At 56.2% G+C, this 11078-nt stretch carries 7 protein-coding genes and 2 pseudogenes; 8 read left to right on the forward strand and 1 reads right to left on the reverse strand.

Annotation, left to right across the window (positions count from 1 at the left end):
- Nucleotides 1-572: 572 nt before the first annotated feature.
- Nucleotides 573-689: pseudogene (locus AB9K35_RS00500) on the forward strand (transposase); the annotation flags it as partial.
- Between the two features lie 236 nt (nt 690-925).
- Here AB9K35_RS00500 and AB9K35_RS00505 read toward each other — a convergent pair.
- Complete coding sequence (locus AB9K35_RS00505) at nt 926-1942, reverse strand: IS110 family transposase (protein ID WP_369923962.1); 1017 nt, start codon at nt 1940-1942, stop codon at nt 926-928.
- Between the two features lie 63 nt (nt 1943-2005).
- On the opposite strand from AB9K35_RS00505, the pseudogene AB9K35_RS00510 reads away from it, so the two are divergent.
- The 7 genes and pseudogenes from AB9K35_RS00510 to AB9K35_RS00540 all read left to right on the forward strand — a co-directional run.
- A pseudogene (locus AB9K35_RS00510) lies at nt 2006-2997 on the forward strand (IS3 family transposase); the annotation flags it as partial.
- Nucleotides 2998-3104: 107 nt separating this feature from the next.
- Complete coding sequence (locus AB9K35_RS00515) at nt 3105-3932, forward strand: helix-turn-helix transcriptional regulator (RefSeq protein WP_369923964.1); 828 nt, start codon at nt 3105-3107, stop codon at nt 3930-3932.
- Between the two features lie 200 nt (nt 3933-4132).
- A complete protein-coding gene (locus AB9K35_RS00520; protein ID WP_369923966.1) occupies nt 4133-5080 on the forward strand; it encodes a glycine betaine ABC transporter substrate-binding protein in 948 nt (315 codons plus the stop codon).
- A gap of 104 nt (nt 5081-5184) precedes the next feature.
- Nucleotides 5185-6234 (forward strand): glycine betaine/L-proline ABC transporter ATP-binding protein, encoded by a 1050-nt coding sequence (locus AB9K35_RS00525; protein ID WP_369923968.1) that lies wholly within the window; start codon nt 5185-5187, stop codon nt 6232-6234.
- A complete protein-coding gene (locus tag AB9K35_RS00530) occupies nt 6231-8237 on the forward strand; it encodes an ABC transporter permease (protein WP_369923969.1) in 2007 nt (668 codons plus the stop codon). Before AB9K35_RS00525 ends, AB9K35_RS00530 begins: the two co-directional genes overlap by 4 nt.
- The gene (locus AB9K35_RS00535) at nt 8234-9658 is read left to right on the forward strand and encodes an amidase (RefSeq protein WP_369923970.1); all 1425 of its coding nucleotides are present in this window, start codon (nt 8234-8236) and stop codon (nt 9656-9658) included. Before AB9K35_RS00530 ends, AB9K35_RS00535 begins: the two co-directional genes overlap by 4 nt.
- 416 nt (nt 9659-10074) lie before the next feature.
- Nucleotides 10075-10761, forward strand: a complete 687-nt coding sequence (locus AB9K35_RS00540) for a fumarylacetoacetate hydrolase family protein (protein ID WP_369923971.1) — start codon at nt 10075-10077, stop codon at nt 10759-10761.
- Nucleotides 10762-11078 lie beyond the last annotated feature (317 nt).

Below are 11078 nucleotides of genomic sequence, written 5' to 3' on the forward strand. Positions count from 1 at the left end.
CCCGACGCGTAGATCTCGACACCCAACGAAATTAGAAACGAATTTGTAGCGCACATTGCGAAACGCACTCCCCACTATGAGTTGTGCAATATCTCGCAGCACCGAATAGGCGCTACAACGTGGGGCCGGGACAGCGCTTACTCCCGGCATAGACCTAACTCAACTTAGCCCGCCTGTGAAATACAACACGAAGGCTGCGTTACCGCCATATTATGTCACCCCGAAGCGCATTATGAACAGACATATCAGCAAACGTTGCTCTGTCTACACTGCGGCAAGGAGAGAACATGGCCCATTCCGTCAGCCGGGCCATGTATTTTCAAAGTGCAACTGACAGCTAATTGGCACCTACATTTTCCAAAGCAACGCTCTTTTCAAACGCCGACGACTTTCGCGCCTTCCCTTTGTTCGGTTCTCTTATAAACGGCGCCAGACGGGCACTAAGGTCAGGATGCATTGATTTCCGCCGCACTGCGTGATTCATGGCGCGGAAAATGGAGTTGTGACTGACGTGCTCCCCTGAAAAGTCCGCGGTTTGAAGTTAGCCTGTTCTCCAAACGAGGAGACAGACGATGCGGAAAAGCCGATTCAGCGAAGAGCAGATCATTGGCATCCTGAGGGAGCACCAAGCCGGCATAGGAGCCAAGGAGCTCTGCCGGAAGCACGGCATCAGCGATGGCACGTTTTATATCTATGGACGGCTCTCCCTTTGCAAGCGTTTCGAGGCGGTCATCGAGCGTGACGGGTGCTGACATCTATCCGGCGTCGCCGGTCGATGGTGGCGCGCCCAAATGGGTAATCCGCGAAGCATGGCCCTCAACAAATGGTCGGCCTCATGGGCCTTTATAAAAGCCAGGGTCTCCATGCACCGGGTCCGTCCGGTCGGGTCATTTCCTCTTTCGCCTGCACCTTGAACCGTTCCGCCTTACACTGCGGGCCGGTATTCCTCGTTCTTGGCTAGTAACGCCCAGATGATGCGCGCGTTCTTGTTTGCGACAGCAACGATGGCCCGGTTCGTACCTCGGCGTTCCCTGAGCTCGTTCACCCACTGGCTAAACCGATCCGTCTTCCCGGCAGCGGTTCTCACGACAGCTCGCGCACCGTGGACCAGAAGGGTTCGCAGGTGCTGGTCGCCTCGCTTACTGATCCCCATGAGTATCGTTCTATCCCCGCTGGAATGCTGACGCGGGACCAAACCCAGCCAGGCGGCCATGTGGCGCCCGTTGTCGAAGTCGTGCCCATCCCCCACCGCGGCGATGACGGCGGTCGCCGTCTTGGGGCCGACGCCTCGGATCCGACCGACGCGCTGGCAGGCCTCATTCGCGCGAAAGATCTGGTCGATACGACGGTCGAACGCCTGCACCCGCTTGTCGATCTCAGTCATCAATTCCAGAAGGGATGACAGAATTTCTCGGCAAAGGTCGGTGAGTTCATTTTCAAGGTCTTCTATAATCTCCGGGATCATGCGCCGTGCGCGCGTGATCGATTGGCCAAAGGCGATGCCACGATCCAGGAGTATCCCCCGCATCTGACTGACCAGAGCAGTTCGGTGGTTGACCATGCGCCGACGAGCCCGATGCAGGGTCTGGATGTCTTGCTGCGCGATGCTCTTCTTCGGCACGAAGCGCATGCGGGGCTGGGTGACTGCGATAGCGATCGCCTCGGCATCGTTTCGATCATTCTTTTGCCGACGCCCGAAGGGTTTAACATGCTGGGGCGCGATGATCCGGACTTCATGACCGAGGGCCTCGAATTGCCGCTGCCAAAAGAAGGCCCCGGTACAGGCTTCGATGCCGATTACGCAGGCCGGAATTTCCCTAACGGCGCGCAGTAGTGTCTCCCGCCGCACGCGTCGGCGGAGCAGTATCTCTCCGTTCACATCCAACCCGCAAAGTTCAAATACGTTCTTGGCGAGATCAATCCCGATGGTCTTGATGGTCATTCTTCCCTCCTGTGTCCTATGGCTCAATCCTGCGTGAGGGGCGGGAGAGCCGTCCATCCCATCAAGTGGCGCTCGAAGTATGGCGGCATGGAAGTGTCCGAGGCCAAAAGGCTGAAGGCGCTTGAGGCCGAGAATGCGAAGCTGAAGAAGATGTTGGCGGAACACATGCTCGACGTCGCCACGCTGAAGGAAATGCTGGGAAAAAACTTTTGAAGCCCGGTGCAAGGCGGAGAGCCGTGGACTGGGCCATGACAGAGAAGAACTACAACCAACGGCGGGCCTGTGCCCTGGCCGGGATTGACCCGCGCGTCTATCGGCGTGGATCGACCAGGCCTGCGGATGCCGAGTTGCGAGAGAGGCTGAAGGAGCTGTCCAGTGAACGGCGGCGCTTCGGCTATCGTCGGCTGCACCTGCTGCTCGGCCGCGAGGGCTGGAAGGTGAACTGGAAGAAGCTCTACCGGATCTACCGCGAAGAAGGCCTGATGGTGCGCAAGCGCGGTGGCCGGAAACGGGCGACTGGCACCCGTGCGCCGATGGCAATCCCGCAAGGCCCGAACCAAAGATGGTCGCTGGATTTCGTCTCAGACAGCCTGTCAGATGGCCGCCGGTTCCGCGTGCTCTGCGTCATAGACGACTTCAGCCGGGAATGCTTGGCCTGTGTGGTCGACACATCGCTGTCGGGTCAGAGAGTGGCACGGGAACTCGATAATATTGCCCGAATGCGTGGCTATCCCTGCATGGTGGTCCGTGACAATGGAACGGAGCTGACATCGAATGCCATCCTGAAATGGAAGGAGGAGCGAGGCGTCGAGTGGCACTACATCGCGCCAGGCAAGCCCATGCAGAACGGCTTCGTGGAAAGCTTCAATGGTCGCCTGCGGGACGAGTGCCTGAATGAACACCTGTTCGCCAACCTGCGCCACGCACGGGAGCTGATCGCGGCCTGGCGCAACGACTACAATCACCACCGCCCGCATTCGAGCCTCGACGGGCTCACCCCGCGGGAGTATCACCAACGGTCAGAAGAGGACCAAACCCTGAACAGAGCGAACTAAAGAACGCGGACTCAGCGGGGAGCACGTCAAGTGCAATACACCTTTATCGACTTGAAGTTGGACTGCGGGTACACATAGGGCAGAAACCGCAACCATCGCCTCCAATCATGCCAGCCGACAACTTCAGCGAAAACCTTCATCTCCTATGCAGTTATTCTCAGTCTATTTCAGATGTCTGTGAACGGCTTGCGATCAATCGGCAGCAGTTCCATCGTTACCTGAACGGCCAAAGTCGGCCATCGCGCCGGAACATGCTCAGGATCTGTGATTACTTCGGTGTCGAAGAATACGAAATCTTGATGAAAGCTGATGATTTTCGCAAGCTCGTGGCTCTGCGCAAGCCGCGCGAGCATGAGGCGGATCCTTTCGGTGATTACATTGCCAAATTGCACCGCATTAATCCCAGCGCGTCGCAGGCCATGATCCCGTTCACAGGATACTACCACTGTTATTACCGGCCGGTTGAGTTTCCGGGAAAAATTCAACGTTCCCTGTTGCGGATACACCGCGAGCGCGGCTTTACCTATGTGAAGAACATCGAGAATTACGCGTCAGTCAAGCATCGTGCGCGCAAAAAGCTTAAATATACAGGGATCGCCTTTCACACAGGAGAGCGCATCTTCGTGCATGAACGCGAAATGAATGCTCAGCAAATGATGTGGACCACCGTACTTTACCCGGCACAGCGCGATCAGTCTTCCGTTTTAACGGGTCTTAGCCTTGGGATCAGCAGCGCTGCGACACGCGATATCGCCTGTTACCGTGTCGTGTGGGAGGCATTGGGTGAAGAGGTGAATTTGCGTAAGGCCTTGGAAAGTTCTGGATTGTTCGATGACCAAGATCCAGCGATCTCAGGCGAAATCAAAAGTGCGACGCTCAATAACCTGAGCAGCGACGAGAACGGATTTGTGGCACAGCCTTGGGTGCATTTTTGACGAACGACGTTGTCGCTATTTGTCGCTTTTCAAGCTTCAACACGCGCCTTCTCCCTGCGTGATGCTTTTGTCAAAATCCGGTGGCAGACGCCTAAATTAGATCTAACCGACACACAGCACCGCTTCTTCCGCCGGCTTATTGCTTGGGGGCACGGTGACGTTCGCGTCATAGCAGGCGCAATAGCACAGGGAGATATCAAATGAAGACAGAGACCACCTCAGGTGCAGCCATTCTAGCTTTAGCGCTGATGGCGCCGACAGCAACAGTTCATGCCAAGGATTGGTCCGGTCCGGTGGTCATTCCGACTGTTAGCGACACTCCGACCGATGTGATTTCGAAGATTCTCGGCGCTACATTGGCTGAGGCTGGATATAGGGTGAGCTACGTCGAAGCAGACTATACCGCGAGTTTTTCGGGAATTCAGACGGGCGATCTGGAGTTCGCTATCTGCTGGCAGTCAACTTGGGAGCTGTGCGAGGGGGCTACCGAAAGCGGAAAAGCTCTAAATGCAGGCACGACAGGTATCAGCTCAGCTGAAGGCTGGTGGTATCCCCTGGCTCTCAAGGAATTTTGCCCAGGTCTTCCGAACTGGAAAGCGTTGAAGGAACCCGCATGCATGGAAGCTCTAGCTACAGCCGAAACCGCGCCAAAGGCACGTTTTATCGAGGGACCTGCCGATTGGGTTATGCCAGTTGAGGAAATGGCCGCTGCCTTTGGGATCAATGTCGAGCCCATCGCCTCTGGCAGTGCTGCGGCCTTGGTGGCAACAATTTCAACCGCTGCACGGCGAAAGGAGCCCGTGATCGGATGGGGGTACACGCCGCACTGGTATTTCATGAGCGGCGAGGGGGAATTTGTGCAGTTCCCGGAATACGCCGAGGAGTGCCAGACTGACCCTGCCTGGGGAATAAACCCTGACGCGACACATGACTGCGGTGTTCAAACCGGTTCCCTTTGGATCTTTGCTAATTCGGAATTCCTCAACACGGAAGAGAAAGCCAAGGCGATCATCAGCGCGTTCCAGCTGGAGGGCGATCAGGTCAGCAGCGTCTTGAAAAGTATCGATTTGGACGGGGAACCCCTGGATAATGCTGTGGATGCATGGATGTCGAAAAATGAAGCGGTCTGGAAGAGCTGGATCGACTGAAGCCACCGTGAAGTACTGGAAAATCGTTGTCGGGCCGCTGGGGCGGCCAGACCAATTCAGCCGGATAGCCGCCGGAACTAATCAAATGGAACAAAGACCGACCGATGCCCCAAAAAACGTTAACCACCAACCGGGAAATTTTGATCCAATGCAACTCGGTCTGGAAACTCTATGGTATCAACGCCGGCGCTATTGCCGCCAAACACCATCATGAAATCACTTCTGAGCTGTTGAGACGGAAAGGTGTCATTTCAGCTGCACGTGATGTGACGTTTAACATCTATAAAGGCGAAGTATTTGTAATAATGGGGCTTTCCGGCTCTGGAAAGTCGACGATGCTGCGGTGCATGACCGGCTTGAGCACGCCGACACTCGGTTCCCTGAAGGTATCTGGCATAGATCTAAAAACTGCCTCGCCGAAAACATTGAACGATATCCGCCGCCACACCATGGGCATGGTATTCCAGAGTTTTGCGCTCCTGCCGCATCTGACGGTGCTTGAAAATATTGCCTTCCCGCTGCGTGTTCAAGGGGTCCCTAAAGCAGAGCGTCTTGCACAGGCAAGGAAGATGATGGAGCTTGTAGGGCTTTCTGGCCGGGAAACCCATTGGCCACACGAGCTTTCCGGGGGGCAGCAGCAACGTGTTGGGATCGCCCGAAGCCTGACCACTGATCCCGAAGTATGGTTCTTGGACGAGCCGTTTTCGGCACTAGATCCGCTGATCAGGCTTGAGATGCAAAATGAATTTCTGCGACTTCAGAGCATGCTACATAAGTCCATCGTCTTCGTGACCCATGACTTTGACGAGGCCGTGCGCTTGGCCGACCGTATTGCAATCATGGAGGGCGGCCGTGTGGTTCAGATCGGGACGCCCGAAGAGCTGATCACCAACCCGGCGAACGACTACGTCGCAGAGTTCACAGGAAAAATCCCGCGCAGCAAGGTTGTTAAGGTCCGCACTATAATGGGAGCGGCTGCCAGCGGCCTGCAGGGAAGGCCCATCGACGAGAGCTCTCTAGTTGCAGATATTGCGGAGCAGGTTTTGACAGCTGGTGCTCCGGTGCCCGTTCAGAACAAGGATGGCCAGATTGTCGGAGCGCTGGATGCCCGCAAGGTTGCGGCGGTCCTTTTGAACAAGGATATGGCGGCATGAGCGATATCGTATTGTACTGGCGCGAACAGGGTAGACGCTTCAGCCTGAATACCATCCTTTTGGCAGGGGCCGTCCTGTACACCGTCTTCTTATGCTTGGCGGGCGGCCGGGAAAGCTGGCTGAACAGTTATCCTGAAGAGTGGAACTGGACGATTGCTCAATCAATTACAGTGACTGTTAAATACGTTGTGAACGATCTTGCTTTAGGCGGTGTCACTCTGGCGGAGGTCACGCGGGGTATCGCGGGTGTCCTTGAAATGCCGATGGTCGCTTTGCAAGGTATCCTATCCGAAGGCTTTACTTTCTATGGAGAAAGCGGGGATGTTATCTCTATCCCCTCCCTTCCCTGGCCGGCTGTAGTGTTTGCCATGGTGGTCTTCTCGTGGCGAGCGGCGGGAAAAGGTGTTGCGGCGCTTGCTCTGGCAACCCTGATCTACTTTCTGATCTTTGATCTCTGGCACCCGGCAATGCTGACGCTGTCCTCAGTTATGGTCGCGGTTTTCGTCAGCTTCGCGCTGGGGTTGCTTTTAGGAGCCTGGGGCTACCGCAGTAAGAGAGCGAATGCTGTCCTCATGCCCATTTACGATGTGATGCAAACGATCCCGACTTTCTCATATTTGGTTCCAGTGCTGCTGCTCTTTGGTTTTAACCCTATCGCTGCTATGATTGCGACCGTGATCTATGCCATGCCGCCGATGGCGCGTGTCACCACGCTGGCGTTGCAGCGGGTGCCCGCGAGTATCAGCGATTTTGGAACGATGAGCGGATGCACCCGGCGTCAAAAGATGTGGATGGTGCTGCTGCCCGCTTCGCGGCAAAACCTGCTCATAGGTTTGAACCAAGTAATCATGCTGACTTTTGCGATGGTGATCATTGCTTCCGTCATTGGCGCCGGCGGCTTGGGCGGGAAAGTCTATCAAGGGCTGAAGGCGCTGCGGATCGGCGAAGCTGTCGAAGCCGGGATTGCAATCACACTTATGGCAATCACCTTGGATCAAATCTCGCGTGCGATAGCACTCCGGCGCCCGGATCATACCGAAGCTACTGCCGGGCCGCTCTGGCGCAAGCATCTTTTTCTTGTGTCTACGGTCTTTGTTCTTGCAATGATTGTGCTCGCCCAGCTTTTCCCAATGCTGCAAAATTATCCCGAGGCAGCGACAATTTCCACTGGCAGCTTATGGAACGATGTCATCCTTTGGGTTAGCGATACCTATTATTCGCAGATCAAGGCGGTGCGCGAGGCGTCGATCGGCTATGTCATGCGTCCGGTCAAGACGTTTTTCCTGAGCGTCCCCTGGACTGGCTTTACCTTTGTTGTAGCTGCGATCTCCTTTGCTGCCGGCGGCCGGAAACTGGCAATCATAAGTGGGACTCTGCTGAGCTTCATCGCCGTGACCGGCTATTGGGAACAGGCCATGGTTTCGCTTTACCTCGTATTCCTCTCGGTTGTCATTACGGTTATCATCGCATTGCCTATTGGGGTCTGGGCCGGGTTTAGTAAAATGGCCGACCGCATCGTTACACCGACCATCGATACGCTTCAGACTTTGCCTAGTTTTGTCTACCTAATTCCGGTGGTCATGCTGGTCGGGGTTGGCGAATTCGCTGGACTGATCGCGATCGTTGCGTACTCGCTGCCTCCTGGTGTCAGGTATGCCAAGCAAGGCATCAGGAATATCGCGCAACAAAGCATTGAGGTAGCTGTCATGTCCGGCTGCACGGCGAGGCAAAAGCTTTGGCATGTGCAAGTACCGCTTGCGCTTCCCGATATCATGCTGGGAATCAATCAGACCATTATGTTCGCCTTCGGCATGCTGGTGATCACCGCCCTTGTCGGCACTCGGGGACTGGAGCACGACACGCTAGTTGCGATTTCCAAAGTGCAGCCAGGCGAGGGCATCGTGGCGGGGTTGTGTATTGCTTTCCTGGCAATCATCGCCGACCGACTGATCAGTCAAGCCAGCCGCAATTTGCAGCATCAGCCTGGTGGAGAAGGGCGATGACGATACCGAATGGATTGATTCCATCCGAAAAGGATATTTGCTACTTGGGCGCTCAGCAGGCGTTGGAACTGTTTCGTACCGGCGAACTGTCTCCAGTTGAGCTTCTCCAGGCGCAAATAGAGCGGGCAGAAGAGGTTGAGCCGCAGATAAACGCCTTTACCGAAACCTTTTTCGAGTCGGCCATGGAGCAAGCAAGATGCGCGGAGCGCCGATACCTGGCCCGGAGCGAGGACGTGCGCCCGCTGGAAGGTTTGAGCGTTACTGTCAAGGATATCCTTGACCAGAAGGGCGCGCGGACAACCTACGGAAGCCTGATCTACCGGGACAATATCGCCAGTCAGGATCACCCTGTGGTGACCCGGATTAAACAGGCGGGAGGGATTATTCATGCCCGTACCGCAACCTCTGAGCTTGCCTTCGGCTGGGTCACTGCAACCCGCTTGTGGGGGGTGACGCGCAATCCGTGGAATATTGATCTCACGCCTGGCGGGTCTTCCGGGGGAGCGGCGGCAAGCTTGGCAGCGGGTACAAGTACGTTTGCGATAGGATCGGACAGCGCGGGCTCTATCCGCGTGCCGGCGGCGCTCTGCGGTGTCGTTGGATACAAGCCTCCGACTGGCCGTGTCCCCGACCCTGTGGAAGGGTATGACACTTACAATGTAATCGGCCCAATGGCGCGCCAAGTCGCAGATTGTGCATTGCTTCAGAATGTTATCAGTGGGGTTCACCCTTCGGACATCGCCTCATTGCGGGACCGGATTGAAGTGCCCTCCGAGTTCCCCGTATCCAGCCGGTTGCGCCTCGCGCTTGCTACAGATCTGGGGAAAACGGCACCTGCAGACAACATCCTGCGGGTTATATACCGTCTTGTAGATAGAATGCGTTGTTCCGGCTGCATCGTGGACGAGCCGGTCATCGACTGGCCCAGTTCCGTAAGTGAAAACGCAAAATTTTACGCTGTCGGCCTAGTCGCGGACAGTTTGAAGCGGTTGCTGGAAAGTCATAGGGCGGATGTCTGCGGTTACATCCTCAGCGCCGCTAGAATAGCGGCCAGCTGCCCGCCATCTATCTACTCGGATGCGGCGGCAGTCGCTAGGCAGCTGTACACTGCAGTTTCCGGCATTCTAGAAGACTATGATGCTCTCATTTGCCCAGTTGTTCTGACAAATCGGATCGGGGCTGAGCAGATGCCTTGGCAACCGAATTTCGTAAATGGCACCCGCCTCGACAGTGACTATGATTGGGTTGTTACACCTCATTTCAATATGTTGGGGCAGTTGCCTGCGATGTCTGTTCCGATCGGGGTCGACGAGAATGGGATTCCTGTGGGCATACAGATCGTTACACGTTCATTCGACGATGTCCGCGCATTCCAAGTGGGCGTGGCGATTGAGAAAAACGTCTCTTACTTTTCCTCTTAGATGTTTTACGGGACTAAACGATTGCGGAGAGGGTAGGTAGGATACGGCGGTTGCCTGCTCCCGCAACCAATCTTCACGACAAAGCCCTCGCAAACAGCGGGGGCTTTTTCGATTCAAGGCCCCCCAAAGCCATGATCCCGGCCAATTCTCCAACAAGTTCAAGCTGATGGCCCCCGGGGCATCAGCATCCGGAGCCATCCGTACCTGCGAAATCAGCGCCCGCAGCGACGCAGTGGCTTCCCGCTGCACCACGGACGCGGTAAGCTTCGTTCGCTGGATATTTTTCATCTGATGTTGAGTATTTCTAAATTGTACCCGTACTCTCTTGTTCGGAGGGCAAAGCGGGCCCACAAGGTTCGCCCATAGGCTCGCTTCGGCACGCGGGCGCGGACACTCTCAGATTTGGAGCCAAAAAAATGCCCGGATATGTGATAGAACCGCCTCGTAGACCGGTGCTCGCGGTGGCTGGGGAGGAACGGGTCTTCCCGGTGCGTCGGGTCTATTGCATTGGCAGAAACTACGCGGCGCATGCGCTCGAGATGGGCCATGACCCGGACCGCGAGCCGCCGTTTTTCTTTCAGAAAAATCCAGACAATCTAAATACATCCGCAAAATTTCGCTATCCGGACAAGTCTTCAGATGTACATTTCGAGGCGGAGATGGCAGTTGCGCTTGGCGGCGGTGGGCGCAACATTTCGGTGCCAGACGCGCTGAGCCTCGTCTATGGCTATGCCCCCGCGCTGGATATGACGCGGCGGGACTTGCAGGCAGCCGCCAAGAAGATGGGGCGGCCATGGGAAGTCGGCAAGGCTTTTGAAGGTTCGGCCCCTATCGGCCCCATTCAGCCTGTCAGCAACGTCGGCCATATCATGGCTGGCCGCATCCGCCTGGACGTGAACGGCGAGACGCGCCAGCAGGGAGACCTGAACCAGATGATCTGGAAGGTGCCTGAGATCATTTCCTACCTGTCGGAATACTTTGAACTGGCTGCGGGGGACATTATTTTGACTGGCACGCCTGCAGGTGTCGGCCCTACGGTCAAAGGCGATGCGCTGCGACTTGAGATCGAAGGGCTGGGCGTGCTGGAGGTTGATGTCGTCTGAAGCGATCTGTCGGCGGTCGTTATCTGACGAAGAACCGTTGACCGGGTTGCCGAGCAGCGTCCTCCCGCAAGGATCGCGAGAGGGCTGCCGCGCAGAGCAGTGTCCCAACGGTTGGTGTAATTTCCGCCGGTAGCGCGGGCTGAGCTGACCTTTTACGGAGCGAAGCGAGCCCCCCCCGAGCCGCTTGGCGGCCATAGTTGTTCTTCGGCTAAGGTTTGGTTTGCCGACCTGACCTATGACCGAGGAGCTCAACCATGACCAAGGACAGCCTATCAGAGACCGCCGCCCTGCGCGCGCTTTTGTCGGAGACCTCCGAT

This window comes from Leisingera sp. XS_AS12 (assembly GCF_041224635.1).
Lineage (GTDB): Bacteria > Pseudomonadota > Alphaproteobacteria > Rhodobacterales > Rhodobacteraceae > Leisingera.

What these genes read in the sequence shown, in the direction of transcription:
- AB9K35_RS00530 (WP_369923969.1), top strand. Translation starts at nt 6,231, where the DNA reads ATGAGCGATATCGTATTGTACTGGCGCGAACAGGGTAGACGCTTCAGC.
- AB9K35_RS00535 (WP_369923970.1), top strand. Translation starts at nt 8,234, where the DNA reads ATGACGATACCGAATGGATTGATTCCATCCGAAAAGGATATTTGCTAC.
- AB9K35_RS00505 (WP_369923962.1), bottom strand. Translation starts at nt 1,942, where the DNA reads ATGACCATCAAGACCATCGGGATTGATCTCGCCAAGAACGTATTTGAA.
- AB9K35_RS00520 (WP_369923966.1), top strand. Translation starts at nt 4,133, where the DNA reads ATGAAGACAGAGACCACCTCAGGTGCAGCCATTCTAGCTTTAGCGCTG.
- AB9K35_RS00515 (WP_369923964.1), top strand. Translation starts at nt 3,105, where the DNA reads ATGCCAGCCGACAACTTCAGCGAAAACCTTCATCTCCTATGCAGTTAT.
- AB9K35_RS00525 (WP_369923968.1), top strand. Translation starts at nt 5,185, where the DNA reads ATGCCCCAAAAAACGTTAACCACCAACCGGGAAATTTTGATCCAATGC.
- AB9K35_RS00540 (WP_369923971.1), top strand. Translation starts at nt 10,075, where the DNA reads ATGCCCGGATATGTGATAGAACCGCCTCGTAGACCGGTGCTCGCGGTG.